Source organism: Anatilimnocola aquadivae (genome assembly GCF_049819085.1).
Taxonomy (GTDB): Bacteria; Planctomycetota; Planctomycetia; order Pirellulales; family Pirellulaceae; genus Anatilimnocola.
Genome location: NZ_CP187419.1, coordinates 1,839,670 through 1,856,439, shown reverse-complemented (window position 1 = coordinate 1,856,439; position 16,770 = coordinate 1,839,670). Strand labels below are relative to the sequence as shown.

At 59.8% G+C, this 16,770-nt stretch carries 12 protein-coding genes; 7 read left to right on the top strand and 5 right to left on the bottom strand.

Going from position 1 to position 16,770, the window contains the following annotated elements:
• The first annotated feature begins 153 nt into the window (after positions 1-153).
• Both NA78x_RS07370 and NA78x_RS07365 read left to right on the top strand, forming a co-directional pair.
• Positions 154-3,360 (top strand): pilus assembly protein N-terminal domain-containing protein, encoded by a 3,207-nt coding sequence (locus NA78x_RS07370; RefSeq protein ID WP_425617785.1) that lies wholly within the window; start codon positions 154-156, stop codon positions 3,358-3,360.
• 145 nt (positions 3,361-3,505) lie between these two features.
• Positions 3,506-4,081: a hypothetical protein gene (locus NA78x_RS07365; protein ID WP_425617784.1), complete on the top strand. Its 576-nt coding sequence runs from the start codon at positions 3,506-3,508 to the stop codon at positions 4,079-4,081.
• A gap of 18 nt (positions 4,082-4,099) precedes the next feature.
• Here the strand turns inward: NA78x_RS07365 and NA78x_RS07360 are convergent, their stop codons facing one another.
• Both NA78x_RS07360 and NA78x_RS07355 read right to left on the bottom strand, forming a co-directional pair.
• Positions 4,100-4,405: a hypothetical protein gene (locus tag NA78x_RS07360; protein WP_425617783.1), complete on the bottom strand. Its 306-nt coding sequence runs from the start codon at positions 4,403-4,405 to the stop codon at positions 4,100-4,102.
• Positions 4,406-4,838: 433 nt separating this feature from the next.
• Positions 4,839-5,093 carry a hypothetical protein gene (locus tag NA78x_RS07355; RefSeq protein WP_425617782.1) on the bottom strand — a complete coding sequence of 85 codons (255 nt, stop codon included), beginning with the start codon at positions 5,091-5,093 and terminating at the stop codon, positions 4,839-4,841.
• A gap of 58 nt (positions 5,094-5,151) precedes the next feature.
• Here NA78x_RS07355 and NA78x_RS07350 point away from each other — a divergent pair, with 58 nt between their 5' ends.
• Entirely contained in the window at positions 5,152-5,592 is a 441-nt protein-coding gene (locus NA78x_RS07350; RefSeq protein WP_425617781.1) for a hypothetical protein, read from the top strand.
• Positions 5,593-5,680: 88 nt separating this feature from the next.
• Here the strand turns inward: NA78x_RS07350 and NA78x_RS07345 are convergent, their stop codons facing one another.
• The 3 genes from NA78x_RS07345 to NA78x_RS07335 all read right to left on the bottom strand — a co-directional run bounded on the left by NA78x_RS07345 (position 5,681) and on the right by NA78x_RS07335 (position 9,085).
• Positions 5,681-6,478: a YqjF family protein gene (locus tag NA78x_RS07345; RefSeq protein ID WP_425617780.1), complete on the bottom strand. Its 798-nt coding sequence runs from the start codon at positions 6,476-6,478 to the stop codon at positions 5,681-5,683.
• Between the two features lie 74 nt (positions 6,479-6,552).
• The gene (locus NA78x_RS07340) at positions 6,553-7,953 is read right to left on the bottom strand and encodes a hypothetical protein (RefSeq protein ID WP_425617779.1); all 1,401 of its coding nucleotides are present in this window, start codon (positions 7,951-7,953) and stop codon (positions 6,553-6,555) included.
• 607 nt (positions 7,954-8,560) lie between these two features.
• The gene (locus tag NA78x_RS07335; protein WP_425617778.1) at positions 8,561-9,085 is read right to left on the bottom strand and encodes a chemotaxis protein CheX; all 525 of its coding nucleotides are present in this window, start codon (positions 9,083-9,085) and stop codon (positions 8,561-8,563) included.
• A 342-nt stretch (positions 9,086-9,427) separates the two neighbouring features.
• On the opposite strand from NA78x_RS07335, the gene NA78x_RS07330 reads away from it, so the two are divergent.
• Genes NA78x_RS07330 through NA78x_RS07315 form a run of 4 tightly spaced genes read left to right on the top strand, consistent with a single transcriptional unit; the run spans position 9,428 to position 16,719 of the window.
• Positions 9,428-12,676 (top strand): MMPL family transporter, encoded by a 3,249-nt coding sequence (locus tag NA78x_RS07330; protein WP_425617777.1) that lies wholly within the window; start codon positions 9,428-9,430, stop codon positions 12,674-12,676.
• Positions 12,677-12,699: 23 nt separating this feature from the next.
• Entirely contained in the window at positions 12,700-12,906 is a 207-nt protein-coding gene (locus tag NA78x_RS07325) for a hypothetical protein (protein WP_425617776.1), read from the top strand.
• A gap of 35 nt (positions 12,907-12,941) precedes the next feature.
• Complete coding sequence (miaB, locus tag NA78x_RS07320; RefSeq protein ID WP_425617775.1) at positions 12,942-14,372, top strand: tRNA (N6-isopentenyl adenosine(37)-C2)-methylthiotransferase MiaB; 1,431 nt, start codon at positions 12,942-12,944, stop codon at positions 14,370-14,372.
• Positions 14,335-16,719: a type ISP restriction/modification enzyme gene (locus NA78x_RS07315; protein ID WP_425617774.1), complete on the top strand. Its 2,385-nt coding sequence runs from the start codon at positions 14,335-14,337 to the stop codon at positions 16,717-16,719. Before miaB ends, NA78x_RS07315 begins: the two co-directional genes overlap by 38 nt.
• Positions 16,720-16,770 lie beyond the last annotated feature (51 nt).

Genomic DNA, 16,770 nt, shown 5'->3' with positions numbered 1-16,770 from the left:
GATGAGGCTGGTGATTGGACAACGGCTGAGTCGTGAAGGCCTGCGGCGAGAGTGAAACCTATCCTGCACCGAGTCATGGAAGACAGCTGATTGCCTGCCGGGGACCCAGTTTCTGGGAGGGCGGGCAAGCAGAACACTTAGAGGGGGAAGACGATGCTTGGATCGTCACGTAAGCGTCGGGCGCGGAGCGCTCGCCGTTGGCAACGTTGGTTGGCCGCTTCGCTCTGCACGGCCAGCTTTCTGAGCGGCCACGTGCTGTTCGGAGAAGAGCCCAACTCGCCAGCTGCGAAGAAGCCGCTGCAGCGCGTCTCCATCAACGCAGTTCGGGCTGCCGATAGCGCAGTGCCTACTGCGGAGAAAGCTGCCGAGAAGTCTGTTCCGACGGCTGAGCACGCGCTCGCCACGGAGCCGGTGACTTCGTCGCGCAAGACAGCCGGCCAAGCGTCGGCGGTTCAACCCGCAGCGCATGTGGATGAAACGGCGACTGAGAAGCCGTCGTCGACCAAGGGTAAGACCGAACTGAAGCCGCCGCCGCTCAAGCTCGCGCCGACCAAACTGGCCGAAGCCAAGCCCGCGCTGACACCCGCTCCAGCGCAGGCCGCAGCTCCACAGCTGACACCGCCGCCAGCTCAAGCCACTAATCCGCTGCCGCCGATTCTCTCGGGCAAAGATGCGCCGAAGCGCCCGAGTCGCCTGGCCTCCAATGCGCCTGCAGCGGCACCAACACCAGCGGCTCCCGTTGCGATAGCACCACCCCAGAGCACGCAGCCTGCGACGATTCAAGCAGCGACGCGCCGCGAAACAACACCAGTCGCAGCAGCACCCGTTGCTCCTGCCGTGAGCAAGCTCGCGCCGATCAAACCCGTCACAGAACTAGCCACGAAAGAATCTTCGGCACCGGCGACGCTGCCACCGACCACACTCGCGCCGAGTGCTCCGAGCCCGTGGATGCAGGACATTCGCCAGCTGATCGACACCACGCCCGGTGCGAAGAAATTCACTTCGCCGCCGAGCCCTGTGGCTGCTCCCGTCAGCAATGCATCGGCGAGCATCACGCCATCTGCTCCACCTGCTGCGTTCAGTGCCGCGTCAGTTGCTCCGGCAGCGAAGACTCCCGCAGCAACTGCTCCGGCGACTTATTCGCCTGCCAACTATCCGTCGACGAATTACCCGTCCACGAACTATCCCCAGACCAACTTCGCCAGTCGCACACCGGCTGCAACAGCAACAGCTGCTGCTCCGCTCTCGACCGCTGCCCAACTGCCTCGTCCGCTGAGCCAGGTTACTCCGGTCGCCGGCATCGATTCGCCCAGCAATCGCCACGCCCAATTCGCGGGCGGAGTGCAGAGCAGCGAGACATCTGGCAACTCCGCTCCCGGCACCGGCCCGAATGACGAGTACGATCCGAACGCCGATTACCCAGAAACAAAGTACACGCCCAACACGTTCAGCGGGCCGACGAACTTCGCTCCGGTGAAAGCCGCCGAACCGACGCCTGCGAACTTCGCCCCCATCAGCGCTCCGACTTTCAACAGCCCAGCTCCGCAGGCCACGTTCTCGAACACGTTGCCCGCGGGTGCCATTCCGTCGAATCCGCAGCCAACCAACACCCAATCGGCATCACTGCCTTCAACAACACTGCCGCCGAGCAAGCGCTTCCCGCTGGCTCCGACCAGCGATCGCACGCCCGCGCAACCCGTGGCTTCGTCCTCGGCCGTTCGCGCTCAGGCCTTCGATCCAGCGAGCAATCACGAGACCGAACAACCGCAGGCGTTCCCAACGCCGCGTGCTCCGCAGGCCCGTTCGCAACCAGTCCACTTCGCGAACCAACCGGGAGCACCCGCTCCGAAACCGCTCAACCTGGCTCCGATGGCCGATCCGCTGGAAGGCGATGCCATGCTGCGGGCCAATAGCCCGTTCGAAGTCATCGATCAGACCGGCGCGGTCCAAGTAATGGTCCGCCGCAGCAAGCTGCTTCGCACCAAGGTCGACATCTACCGCACGGCGGTCGTCGACGACTCGATCTGCGACGTGGTGCAATTCACGCCTCGCGAAATCTCGCTGATCGGCAAGAGCCAAGGTTCGACGCACGTCACCTTCTGGTTCGACGATCCGAACATGCAGCCTGTGACCTACCTCATTCAAGTCGTACCCGACGTGGCTGCGGTGCAGGTTCAGGAAAACACCTACAAGATGCTGCAGGACGTGATCAATGAGATGTTCCCCGACAGCAAGATTCAACTGCTGCTCGTGGCCGACAAGCTGATCATTCGCGGCCAGGCTAAGGACAGCGAAGAAGCGGCTCAAATCGTCGCGCTCATCCGCAGTCAATCGGGCGGTGCCAACGGGAATACCAACGGTCTGGGTGGCGGCTTCGGCGGCGGACTCAGCGAAGGTGCGGCTGCTCAAGTCCTCAGCGATAGTGCCACGGGCGCTTCGCAGCGGTCGCGGTTGCAAGTCATCAACATGCTGCGAGTCCCAGGCGTCCAGCAAGTGGCTCTGCGAGTAAAGATTGCCGAAATGAATCGCTCGGCCGCTCGTGGCTTTGGCGTCGACGTCAAGGGTCACATCAACTTCACCGACAACCCGGACGGCAGCCAGCTGTTCCTGCAATCGATGCTCAACGTGGCCGGCGGTGCTGGTCCCGCGTTGCTCACGCAGCTCGACGGCGACGACATCCAGGTCGGCGTCCGTTACCTGCAACAGCACGGCATCCTGCGACTGCTGAGCGAACCGACGCTGGTCACCATGAGCGGCACGCCAGCGACGTTCATCGCCGGTGGTGAGTTCGCGGTCCCCACGCTCGTGGGTTCGGCCGGTCTGAACGCCGTGACCAGTGACTTCCGCGCCTTCGGTGCCATCATCAGCTTCATGCCGACGGTGGTCGACAAGGACCGCATTCGCTTGCAAGTCTCGCCGGAGTTCAGCCAGATCAACTCGGCCCTGACCGTGAACAACACGCCCGGCCTGAAGGTGCGAGCCGCGACCACGACCGTCGAAATGCGGGAAGGTCAAACGCTGGCCATCGCGGGCTTGCTCGAAGACAACATGAACGGCACGAACGTGGGCGACCTCCCGTTCCTGGCTCGCGTGTTCGGCCGCCGCGACATGACCCGCAACGAAACGGAACTCTTGATCCTCGTCACACCCGAACTGGTGCAAGCGATGGAAGCCGAAGAGGTACCGCCGCTGCCAGGCTTCGACGTGACCGAGCCGACGAGTGCTCAGTTCTTCCTGCATGGCCGACTGGAAGGAACCCCGACTCAGGACTATCGCAGCACGGTCTGGCCCCGCCTGAAGAAACGCTACGGAGCCGGCGGCCCCGCCATGACCAGCGGACCGTTTGGACATGGGCAATAACTACTCCTAAAGATCAAAGCTGACTCAAGATTCATGTTTAAGGTTCAAGGTTTAAGGTTCAAAGTTAATGCAATACTTTGAGCCAAGACCTGCTGATTCCTTAACCTTAAACCTTGAACTTTAAACCTTGAACATCAGGCCCGCCATGAAACACACCATTCAGTTCCTCGCCATCCTGGCTACGGTTGCCCTGAGTGCCGCTTCATTCAGCGGCTGTGCCTGGGACGACTTCGATCGGCGAGCCAATGGCCATCACGGCCACTACGCACGCCAGGGCGGGCCCGGTTACGACCGGCCGTTCCCGATCGGCCAGGTCAGCGATTCGTTCTGGGAAACCCAACAAACGAACGCCGAAGCGGCGGACTTCACGTTCTACGATCATGAGTTCCGCGGCGATACGGCCGAGTTGGCTCCGGGTGCCAAGCGGCATCTGGAGAGCGTGGCCATGCGATTGGAACACGTGCCGTTCCCGATCGTGATCGAACAGAGCCAGCACAATGCCAAGCCGCAACTCGATGCTGCGCGCCGGCAGACGATCGTGATGCACCTGAACCGCATGGGCATCACCGGTGCGGACGAACGGGTCGTTGTCGCGGGTGCCTTCGCTGAAGGATTCACCGGCATCGAAGCCGAACGCTCGTACTACAACGGCATCCTCAGCGGCTCCTTCGGCGGCGGCGCCGGCCGACGCTTCGGCGGCACCGGCGGCGTCTACCGCTAAGGCCAAGCTCGCGGTAAGCTAGATCGTCACGCCGATCGCTGCAGCGCGACGGCGCAGGCCATATTGAAAGTAGTAGAACGGAAAGTCGGGACGTTGCTCGACTGCCCAGCGATAGGTGCCCAGCACCAGTTCCTTCGTCAGCTTCTTTTGGTCAACAAATAAGACGACCGATTCGACGAACGCAAACTCTTCCGGCCGGCGGCACCGCAAGCCTGCATTCAAGCGTTCGGTGAGTGTCACTTCTTTTTGCGCTGTGGCCCACGAAGCTCCCAACGTGAGCGCCAGCAGCGACACAATCGAGGCCAGCCAACTTCGACGGTGCATGAGTGTCTCCCTACGCTCGAAACCCAATGATCTGCCCACTGCGGCGTGTAAGTATTCGATTCGCCCAGTTGCGGCAAGGCGAGTTTGTAGGCGACGCCGCTAGCAGCAGCTTCGATTCATAAGCTGCGCAAGGCGGGACAGATTTGTCGGTCGAGTGGTCTTTAGCGGACGAATCAAAAGTTCTCGCTATGCCGGTTTCGCCGGTTCGATGAGTTGTAAGAGTCGCAATCGATTTGCCGGCACTTTCTTGTTCTGGCGCGACCGTCAATCGATGGTTGCCCGAGCTTGAACTGAAAACTGTTAGGGAGGGGGGACTTATGAAATCGCTTTTGCTTGCGTTGGGAATCATGGGGATGATTCCTGTGCTGGCTGTGGCTCAATCGCCATCGCCCAGCCGCTCGGTCATCAAGCCTGTGGGCTTCGGAGTTCATGCTCACGGTGGTTGCAGCACCTGTGGTACACAAGCTGCGCCCAGTTGCTCGTCGTGCAGCACGCCGATGCCAGCGCCATCGCCTTGCGGCAGTTGCTGCCCACGGCCCTGCTTGCTCGAAAAGCTGCGCCGTGGCCTGCGCTCGCTCGACTGTTTGCTTCCTTGCCGCTTGGGCTGCCGAAGCACGTGCGGTAGCGGCTGCAGCAGTTGCACGTCGACCTGTGAATCGCGCTCTTCCTGCACTTCGTGCTGTCCCAAGAGCCGGGCTCACTTCTTTGCCTGTCGCAAATCGTCGTGCTGCAGTCCCTGCGGCGACATGGGCTGCTCCGCTGGTATGCCGATGGAGATGATGTCTCCGCCGACACCCATGCCGGACAATCCGTTCAAAGACGACAACATGCCGCCGCCGGGGCGCGATACCTATTACAAGCCTTACTGGAAGAAGAACAGCGCCGGTCCGGCAATGCCTGCTCCACGAGCAGCGACGCTAGATCCGTACGCTACGACTCAGCCCCTACACATCAAGGCCAAGCCAGTACATGTCGTAGCCCAACCGGTGCGCGTAGCGGCGAAGCCTGTCAGCAAGCCTGAATATGCCGAAGTGCATGTGGCTGCGGCCGAAGAGGTCGCCGGTGTTTCGCTGAGCATCCACGACGACGAGCCACCAGCTCCGCCACGTTTGCTCAACATCAGCAGCGCGATGGCTGCACCTGCTCGTTACGACAGCTCGATTCCTGCGAATCCGCTCCGTCGCTAAACGACAGCTGCTATCCTGCGAACGCCTGCATCCCAGCTGAGACACCAGCAGCTGGGATGCTTCGTTTCTTGACCACTGCCGGAAGAACTCAATTGATTCGTGTCGGGCGAAACACTTGCACTGCCGAGCCATCCGCCACGAAGACACTGCTGGCCTGCCCGCTGAGCGCTTGGGCCCAAGACTCACCGTAATAGCGCGGCACATCGCCCAGCCAGGGCAACTGCTCGGCCTGCCAAACACTCCAGGGCGTGTGTTGCACTTCGTACTCGATGGTCCCGCCGTCGCGCTGCCGGCAATAGCCCCAATAGTGTTCCGCAATAAACTCTTCGAGCGATCCAGCAGCAGGAAGCTGCTTGCTGCCGATGGTTCTCACTTGCAGCCCACACCAGCCTGACGACGATTTCCAGTCGTAGGCTAAGTGATGCTGCTCACTCGTTTGCTGGTCGGCCGTGATGGCGGCCAGATCGACATTACTTCGCATGGGCAGCGCCAGAAAGGACTCGTTGTAACACCAGCGGGCAACTGCCGCGATCGCACGTCGGGGCACCAGTTCCCGCACAAAACAAACTCCGCGACGCACTTCGTGTCCAGGCGAGTGTCGAACGTAGAATCGCAGATTCACTTCTTCGAAATCGATGTGCCACGGCACCGAGCAGCCCAGCAACTTCGTCTGGCGAAACAAGAATCCAACGACGCTGACATAAGCCTTGCCAGCGTAGAAGTCGAGCTCGGTCCCGCGTGGCACCAACGGCTGCAGCAACTGCGGATCGACGGCAAAATTGATCATCGCCAAGGCTTGCCAACGAGCCGTCAGAAAGACTGGTCGGCGGGTGACGACTGGTAAGATGCTGAACGGCGGTGAAGTTGGCTTCGTCTTCGTAGTCATAGGATGCTCTCGACTCAACTAACCGCAAGTTTCTACCGGCAGTTAACTCGAAGGCACGACTAGATGAAAGCCCGTTAGCGAAACGGTTTCCATTGCGGCTTGGGGGCAACGGCCGGCGCGGTAGTGGTTGCACCCGATCGAGAAGGAGGAGGCACGAGCAAACCGGCAGAATCACCCGATCCCGCTGGATCTTTGCTGGCGATGATTGGTTCTGGCGAGCCGGGCTCTTGAATCGGCGGTGAAGTTGCTTTGGCAGCTACCGGCGGAGTTGCGGTCGGCGGTGGTGTAACAGCCGTCAGGTCACTCTGAACTGCCGGTGCCGGTAGTGGTGGATTCGCTCGCGAAAGAGCCGCTGCCGGATTGCTGCTCGCCGCCGGAGCTTTCGCCACCGGCAATGCGGGAGCCACTGGCCGCGGGCGGTCACTGGGGCGCGGTGTCCAACGCTGCGAAGCTTGCGCGGCGGGATTCAACAGCAGTTCATGCTGGGCTTCGACCTTACGTCCGTCGTTCGTTTCGTAACGCACAAACAGTTTGACTTGATTCGTGGTGGGAGTAGCTCCCGGCCAGGGAAGCTGCAGGTGAATTCCGCGCGACGAGCTACTGCGGCTGATTCGCTGGCTGGCCAGTTGCTCGTCGAGATCCCAACGCGCGAGCCGGGCGGTGTCACCCGACTTGGTTGGATCGAGGACCACGATGGAAACCGGGCCTGCATGCGGAACGAACTCGCCAGCCTGATTACGCGGTTCAAACACGAGCGACAAACCATCGTCGCCGGGAATCTGATCGAGATTGGTGCCGCGCGTCAGCAGCGGATTCAGAAACAAGTGCGTCACACGTCCATCGACAGGCTCAGGCTCGACTTGCGAGGGCTTGGACGGTGGTGGAGGCAGTTCGCTCGCCTCGGGCTGCTCTAGAGCCGGCGGTGGATCTTCGAGAATGTGCCGTGGCGGTTTGTTCGGGGCGGAAGGCAACAGGGGGAGCGAATTCTCCGTCGGCTTTTGCGACGAAACATTGCTGCCGGGAGTTGATGACGATGATCCGCTGCGGAAAGGCCGGGGCGTCACAGGTGCTGGGGGACTGACGCGCGGCGGCAAGGTGGGGGCAGAGGGTGCTGGCTGTGTATCGGGAACTTCGATCGAGGGTACATCAATGCTCGGCGGGCTTAGATCGGGACCACTACTGGAGGAACTGCTTCCCGACGAGGCACGAGGCGTCGAGCGAGGCAATCCCAGCGGTCCGGTTCGTCGCGAGGGCTTTTCGCCCCGTAGCAAGCGAGCATTCTCGTCCCGCAGCATTTCGACTTCGTCGCACAGCTTCGCATTCTCTTGCTCGAGCTCGTAGCTGTAGGTTTCCAGTTCGCGATATTCTGCGTTCACGGCTTCGATGTGCCGATTCACATACGGCATCTGGCACCCGGCCAGCAGCAACGCTGCAGCGGGAAGCAGAAATCCGTAATGACGTGGCGACGTAAGCAAACGAGGGAAGCCTTCGAAGGGAAGCCTGGCAACAACCTGCCGACAGAAGGTCCGCGCAAGCGGCAAACTGTCGAGCGGGCGGTGATGTAGCAAAACGGCCAGACAGGCGAAAGATCAACCGGCAATAATTGCTGGCAGTCTGGCAGAAAGCATCAGAAGGTTTCGCCTTGAGGTCATCCTCTCGCCAAACACCTAAACGTCCAACAACTCCCGAGGTTTTTGGACAGGCGCTCACTCTTGAATTCAACTGGAACTCGTTGCAACTGTGTCACTTGTGACATACGAGCAACTTGTCCAACTCGCTCTGTTTGTCCAACAACCGGGCTGATTCTTGGACAGGCCCCAGTTGCAACGGCGGACCCGAACCTCGCCTCGCGAGTAAGACATCAGCCAACTTTGCAACACGCGCGACAACGACCAAACTGCAAGAGAACGTGCTTACATTAGATCGCTGTGGTGAAGTGTTGTCAATAAGTTGATTATCTAATTTCGAAAATATCCTAGCGATCGCTTTTCACCGTAGTCATCTTGCTCCGCAAGATGATGCCGCTCGACTTCTCAGCGCAATGCGCTACGGTCATCTCGGCGGAGCGAGATGAGTACGGTATCAAAGCTTCAGCAACGAGATGCTGACCTGCAGCAACCGGTCATCAAGCACCAGCGACTGTTCGTCTGCGTGCTCGAAAGTGACGCAGACAAATTCCAACCCACGAGCGTAGGCAATTTGATAGCCAGTACCCACAATCACCGAGGGAATGGTGATGTGCGAGAAGCTCCAGGGCGTACCTGCCAAGTGCGACTTGATGCCGCCGACGATCAAGTTTGTAATCTCACCAGCGCCATCCACGACCTGAGCCGTCAACTGGCCGAAGCGATCTTGCAGCAATCCCTCTACCGCGCGAATGGCGACCCGTTCGGCCAGATTCACGGTGATGAAGCCCGACACTCGGCCATGCACGCCGATGAGGCCGGTAATTTTGCCAACTTCACGTCCGGGGACGACGGAGATCCCCACGCAGCGGGCTTGGGTGCCGCACATCAGCAGGGCACTCTCCACGGACCCGCGCAGGGCGCGAACCAGATGGGGGTCGGCCATTTCAGTCATCGGATCGGCTTCAGCAACGAGAGTCATGGCCTGCCCTGCCTGTTGAGAACAATCTTCCCACGGGAGTGCGCGCACTAGTGGCACTAGCTCCTCATTTTTCTAAGTTCGCCCATTTGGCCCTGAGGGCATGAGGAGCGAGCGAAAGATTCTGCCAGCGGTGCATCATTGGTGGCAAACCGCAGAGGACCTTGGCGACGGTAACGATCTTGCTGACCAAGGGACTAGCCAAACGATGATGCTAGCACCCTCGCAGGTTCGGCTTGTTCAAAACCTTGGCGGCGGACTAGAATCCCCTGCTGTCATTTCCAGCCATGATTGCGGTAGCCGTTCTGCGACGGTTCGCCGCTCTTGATAGACGCAGGAAGCTGCATGAACGCGGAACGGAATCCGCCCGGAGAGAGCTCGCTCCTCTCTCGCCCACTCGAGTTGCTGACCACCTGGTCACTCAAGGCCCCGCTTTGGGTTGTGGGGGCCGCCGTTGGCTTAACGCTGATCGCACTCCTCGTCACGTTTAATGGCCTGGAGTTTAAGACCAGCCGGCTCGATTTACTCAACGCCAAAAGTGCCTACAACCAGCGCTGGCTCGCCTATCTCGATGAATTCGGCGATCGCGACGATGCCGTGGTCGTGGTGCAAAGTGCTGATCCGGCGTTGCTGCGAAAAGTCCTCGACGACATCGCCGAGCAATTGCGCACGCAGAAGAAACTCTTTCAGTCGGTGATGGACAGGCAGAATCTTTCCGCCCTGCGTGGCAAGGCGCTGCACTATCTACCGGACAGCGAACTCCATCAGTTGCAGCAGCATACCGAGCAAGCGCGGCATTTGTTGCCGCGCGATCCCAAAACAGCTGACCCCAGCGTGGCACTCGCCCAACTCAACGACACGCTCGAGAAGGTTCGCGCGGCCAGCCCCGAAGCACATCAGCAACTGCAAGAGCGTTACGGCAAGGTGACGGCTTCCCTCGCTCTCGCTCTCAATCCCGAGCAACTGCGCCAGCAGATGCCGGCCGCCGATTGGTCGCAGCTGAACGAGAAATTCGGCAGCAAGTACTTGCTCAGCGAGCAGGGGCACATGGGTTTCGTGCTGTGCAAGATGAAGATCGATGAGAACGAACTGGCCCGCGGCACTCAGGCCATCAAGACCTTGCGCCAGATGATCGTCGATACGCGGGCCCGTCATCCCGATGCCTGGATCGGCCTGACAGGGATGCCGATCATCGAGTTCGACGAAATGCAATCGAGCCAGGCCGACATGCTTTGGACCGGCATCCTGAGCATGGTCTTTGTCTCGATTCTGTTCATCGCCGGATATGGCGGCTTGCGACACGCATTGATCGCTTGCGTTGTCTTGCAGTTGGGCATGGCCTGGTCCTTCGGCTTTGTCACGCTCGCGATCGGCCACTTGAATATTCTCAGCTCGGCCTTCGGCGTGGTGGTCATCGGTCAGGGAATCGACTTCAGCATTCACTACGTGGCCAGCTATCTGAAGCTGCGCCGCCTTGGTCACGGAACTGCCGAAGCGCTCATCATCACGGCCCGCGATGTGGGCCCGGGTGTCTTTACCGGTGCCATCTCCACGGCCGCTGCGTTTTTCGCAGCAGGACTGACGGAGTTCACGGGAATCTCGGAACTGGGCATCATCGGCGGAGCGGGCATTCTGCTGTGCGTGATTGCCACGGCCTTCGTGCTCCCCTCGCTGATCTATCTGGTCGATCACAGCCGTGAGCATCTGGCGATGCCCGAGATTCTGCCAGCAGCCAGTTGGATTCGGCCCCTCACTCGGCATCCAGCACTCACGATCGCCAGCACGCTCGTTCTGACATTGGGGCTGACCACGGGCGTCGCTTGGGTTCGCTACGATCACAACCTGCTCAACCTGCAGCCTGCTCATTTGGAAAGTTCGGAGATCGAACGCGAGTTGTTCAGTCAACTCGACGACAGTGTCTGGTTTGCCGTTTCGATGTGCGACTCCAAAGAAGAGCTTGCCCAGCGCAAGGCACAGTTCGAAAAGCTCTCGCAGGTTGCGAAGACCGAAGAGATCGGTTCGCTGCTCCCCAAGTCGACGCCGCGCAAGCAGCAACAAATCGCCGAGATCCACGACTCGCTCCTTGATCTTCCTCAGCGGCCGATGCCGGTCTCTATTCATGCGGGACGCTTGAAGCGGGAAGTTGCCCGAGCCAAGTTCTTGCTTGAGCGGGATTCGCCCTACGAGACACCCCTGCTTCAGCAACTGGCCATGGTGGCTCAGCAAATCAACCTGCAGCCCGACGATCAATTGGCCGCTCGGCTTTCGATGACGTCGGTCTCGCTCGCCAGCAATGTCCTTGCGCCCCTGCGAGAATTGCGCGAACTGAGCGATCCATCGCCCCCGGTCATCAGCGATCTGCCAACCGAACTGACCGATCGCTACATCGGCAAATCGCATAAGTATCTCATCAAAGTTTATGCTCGTGGCAACATTTGGGACCTCGATCGGCTGAGCAAATTCGTCGAGCAGGTCGAATCGGTTGACCCGCGAGTGACGGGGCATCCGGTGCAGACGTTCTACGCTTCGCAGCACATGCAGCAAAGTTACATCTACTCGGGCTGTTACGCGCTCATCGCCGTATTCGTGCTGCTGCTGCTCGATTTCCGTAATCTGTGGCATGCCTTCCTCGCGATGACTCCGCTGGGCCTGGGCTTTGTGCAAATGTGTGGCGTGATCGGCTGGCTCAACATCCCCTTCAATCCAGCCAACATGATTGGCCTGCCGCTGATCATTGGCATTGGTCTCGACGAAGGAGCGCACCTCGTGCATGAGATGCGCCGCCAGCGCGGCCGCTTCAAGCTGGAAGACTCCACCGTGATTGCGGTGATCCTCACCTCCGTCACGACCATGGCAGGCTTCGGCACGCTGATCCTCTCGCGCCATCAAGGCCTACGCAGCATGGGCCAATTGCTCACGCTCGGTGTCGGTCTCTGTCTGGCCACTACGGTTCTCTTCCTCCCTTCGCTGCTCACGATTCTCACTCGCCACCGCACCGAGGAAGACGAACTCGACGAAGAAGACACCACCGCCGACTCGCAACCCGTCGATGAGTTGCAAATGGTGGTGATGCCAGCGCCAGTGGTTCGTTCCGTACAAGTGGCTTCACCCATCGTCGAGACGGTCGTTGAGGAAGACGAGTACGAACCGGTCGCGGAAGACGAGTATTTAGAACCGGAGTTCGAACCGGCCTACGAACCGGCTGCATTGCCAGCTGAAATACAGGCGACCGAGGCTGATGCTGCCGAAGCACACGCCGCGGAAGAGACCTTCCCCGAACCTCAAATCTCGTACTATCGGTTTGAGATGCCGGCGCAACCTCTCCCACCCATCTACAGCAACCCAGTGCCCGACGAAACGCTGACGCTGGAAATGCTCCGCCGCGAGTTGCTGCAGCGGGCCGATCAGCTAGCGGAAGCGTCGGAGGCCAAGCATCCCCAATTGGAAGCCACTCGTATTGATCCTCCCGCCGAGTTTTCGCCGCTGATGTTCGGCCCCGTGACGACCATGGTTCCACGCCGCCGAATGCTACCGCGGCGAGTGGAACAGCCTGCCGACGGCCCTGTGGAATCTCAGCCCGATCAAGTAAACTAGAGCGTTCCCGAGGATTGGCTGCCATGCCGAACATGCAAACTTGGGACTGGGTGCTGCTGGCCATCGGTGCGTACATTGCCGTTTCCGCACTTGCCAAGCTGATGCGACAACATCGCGATGTGGTGCTGCAACAACTGACCGAGCAGGCCGCCGCGGAGCAGCAGCGACAAAAGCTGGCTAGGCAACTCGAAAAGCAACGGAAGGCCAAGGCAGCCAAGAAGGCAGCGTAACTTGTTCGTGACCTGTGTTCGTCTGACGTGACTGTATGACCAAGCGACTTTACATCGAGACCGTAGGCTGCCAGATGAACGTGCTGGACAGCGAGATGGTCGTCGCCAGCTTGCGTCGCCGCGGCTTCGAACTCAGTCGCGATCTCGAATCGGCCGACGTCCTGCTGTTCAACACCTGCAGCGTCCGCGAGCAGGCCGAAAACAAGACTTACAGCGCACTTGGCCGTCTCCGTTCGTTCAAGCTGAAGAACCCCGACAAGATCATCGGCGTCATGGGCTGCATGGCCCAGAAAGATCAGAAGCTCGTCTTCGATCGCGCCCCGTTTGTCGACCTGGTCGTTGGTCCCGGGCAACTCGCCAAGATCCCCGACTTGCTGGAAGAGATCGCCAGCGGCAAGGGCAAGCAACTCGCCGTGGGCCTCGGTCGCACCGCCGGCTCTGTCGATGAGATTCGCCGCAGCCACGAATCCTTCGATCCGCTCCGCGATCCCTCGATGCGGCCGACGCCGTTTCAGGCCTACCTGCGCATTCAGATTGGCTGCGACAAATTCTGCACCTACTGCGTCGTGCCGAACACGCGCGGCCCCGAGCAAGGTCGCCCGCCGCAACAGATTATCGAAGAAGCTCGCCTGCTGGCCGATCAAGGCTGCAAAGAGATCATCCTGCTGGGACAAACGGTCAACAGCTACAAGTATCGAGATGCCAGCGGCCAGACGACGCGGCTCAGCGATCTGCTGGTGCAACTGCACGAGATCGAAGGGCTCAAGCGGCTGAAGTTCGTTACGAACTATCCCAAGGACATGACCGACGACTTGCTGCAGGCCGTGCGTGACCTGCCCAAGTGCTCGCCCTACCTGCACGTGCCCGCTCAAAGCGGCAGCAACACGATGCTGAAGAAGATGAAGCGCGGTTACACGATCGAAGAGTATCGCGAGATGTTCGGCCGCATCAAAGCGACCCTGCCCGATGCTGCCGTCACCAGCGATTTCATCGTCGGCTTCTGCGGCGAGACCGACGAAGACTTCCAGTTGACCTACAACCTGGTTGGTGAGTGCCGCTTCAAGAACAGCTTCATCTTCAAGTACAGCGAACGTCCGGGAACGAAGGCGGCGGGCCTGATGGCCGACGATGTTCCGCACGATGTGAAGCAGTGGCGTAACAACGAACTGCTCGAACTGCAGAACAAGATCAGCGAAGAAGAAAACCAGCGTTTGCTTGGTCAACGCGTGGAAGTGCTGGTTGAAGGGCCGAGTGAGCATGCTAAGCACCGCGGGGAAGAACACGGCGACGTGATTCAACTCGTCGGTCGCACGCCCTGCGATCGAATTGTGGTGTTCGATGGCAACTCGCGCCTGACGGGCGAAATCGTGCCGCTGATGATCTACGAAATTGCACCTCATACTTTGTTCGGCGCGGTAGCCACCCAGCATGTCGGTAGTTCGCCGGTCCTGCTGCTGGGCTCGTGAGTTGGCGTCGCCGAAGATACCCTCGGCAGCCACGCGCGAGCGCCGTCTGGCCCGCGCCGTAGCCTTGCTCTATCACGAAGTGCGCACGTGTGTCTCCGCCGAAGAGGACGTGCTGCAAGCTCTCGCATGTACCTTGCCGATTGTGGTTCACCGTCGCTCCAGTTGCGAAAACTCGTGGGAGTGGCTCGAAGCAGGGACCGATGCTTGGCCTCAGACCGTACTCTCGAAGCTGCGTGATCTTTTGTCAAATGCTGGCCTCGTCGATTGCGCGACTCGTTTATTGCCTAGCGACGAACCGGGCAACGACGCGGGCCTCTGGCATTTGTACGAACTGCTGCTGAGCGAATTGGCCCAGCGAGATCGCAAGTCGAGCGGCACTTTTTACACGCCACCGGAAATCGCGAGCTTTGTTGTTGCCCGGGTCGATCGTCAGCTGAGTGAGCAGTTTGCTCTACCTCACGGACTCACCGACAACGACCTTGCGGGTGACATCCTCGAACCGGCCTGCGGCAGCGGGGCCTTCTTCGCCGCGATCATTCAAGCTGCGAGCAGCAAACCCAACGGGAGCGAGGAAACCGCCCAGCGGCTTGTCGCGCGTTTGATTGGCATCGATGTCTCGCCCGTCGCGCTCTTTGTCTGCCGTTTACGACTGGCGTTATTACTGAGCGAATCAGGGATCACGCTCACTCGTGAGTTTCCTCAGCCGACACTCTGGTGCGGCAATGCACTCGCTGGACCTGAACTCACTCCGCCCCTGAATCGCAAGATCGCCGTCGTCATTGGCAACCCACCATTCTCTTCGCTCTCGCGCAACGAACATCCCTGGATCCAGCGACTCATTCGCGGCGATGAAACAACCGCCGGCTACTTCTCCATCGACGATCAGCAACTGGGCGAACGGAAGACCTGGCTGCACGATGACTACGTCAAGTTTCTCCGCCTCTCGCAGTGGTGTCTCGAGCAATCTGGTTCTGGGGTCATGTCACTCGTGACCAATCACGGCTGGCTCGACAACGCCACCTTTCGCATTGCCCGGCAACAACTGCTGCGCGCCCTGCCAAATATCGAGATCGTCGATCTGCACGGCAACTTCAAAAAACAAGAATCTCCTCCCGCTGGTATTCGTGATGAAAACGTATTTGGCCTCAGTCAAGGAATCTCGATCGTCACTGCCGTGAAACCGCTGCCAATAGCTCTGCCGCAAGTAACCTACGCCGAACTTTGGGGATCACGCGCCGATAAACTCGCTCAACTGGCCGCCGGTGATTTATCGCCGCACATCTGTCAGCCTGCGTTACCCTGGTTCACCTTCGTTCCTCAGCGGGAGCAAGTCCCCGCCGAATATCTGCGTGCTCCGTTACTTACCCAAGTCATGCCCGTTCATTCCACCGTGCCGGTTACTGCCCGCGATCACTTTGTGATTGCTCGTACGCGGGAAGAGTTGCTGCGGCGGATCGAACTGTTTGTTGATTCGAACACACCGGACGAACTCATCCGCGCCGAGTACTTCCATCGCACTCGCTCCACCCGCTACTCACCCGGCGATACTCGCAGCTGGAAACTGACCGCAGCTCGCAGGCTGGTCAGAGACGCTGGTGATCCGAACCAGTTCGTCGTCCGTTGCTTGTACCGCCCCTTTGTCTGGCGTTACATCTTTTGGCATCCCGCCATGATCGATTGGCCGCGCGAAGAACTCACGCGACCGCTCGTCGCTGGCCACAACCTGACCTTGCTCGCTCGCCGCCAGTCCGTTGCCGGCAAAGAGGCCAACTTCTTTTGGATCACCGACTGCTTGCCCATCGATGGTGTCATCCGCAGCGACAATCGTGGCAGTGAATCATTCTTTCCGCTCTGGCTCGATCCACCTCATGGCCAGACACGTCGATTGAATCTCAGCGGTGATTGTTTGGCAAGTCACAATCCGGCAGAATTTCTCGCTGCCATCTATGCCCTCTTTCATTCTCCTACCTATCGCACCCGCTATGCCAACGGTCACGCGATGGAGTTTCCCCGCGTGCTGCTGCCACGCGACGGGGCGTTGTTCTCAGCCCTGGCAAAGTCGGGACAGCAGCTCATCGATCTGCATCTCACCGACCCGCATGTTGAGCCATCAACGACCATTGACCTGCCGAAAATAGAAGACAGCGAAGACGGCCTACTCGCCCGCATCGAGGACTTTCAAGTCGGCACTTACCGCGTCTGTCGCAAGTGGCTCGAAATTGAAAACGAAACCCGCGACTCAGCGGCCTTCCTCCGGCTGCAGCAACAGATTGCCGCGACGTTGCAAATTCAACAGCAGATTGATTTGACCATCGACCAGGCTGGTGGATTCAGCAAAGCCTTTTAACGCAGTCCTCTCGCTCCGCCGAGAGGAAAGTGTAGTCCTCTCGCTCCGCCG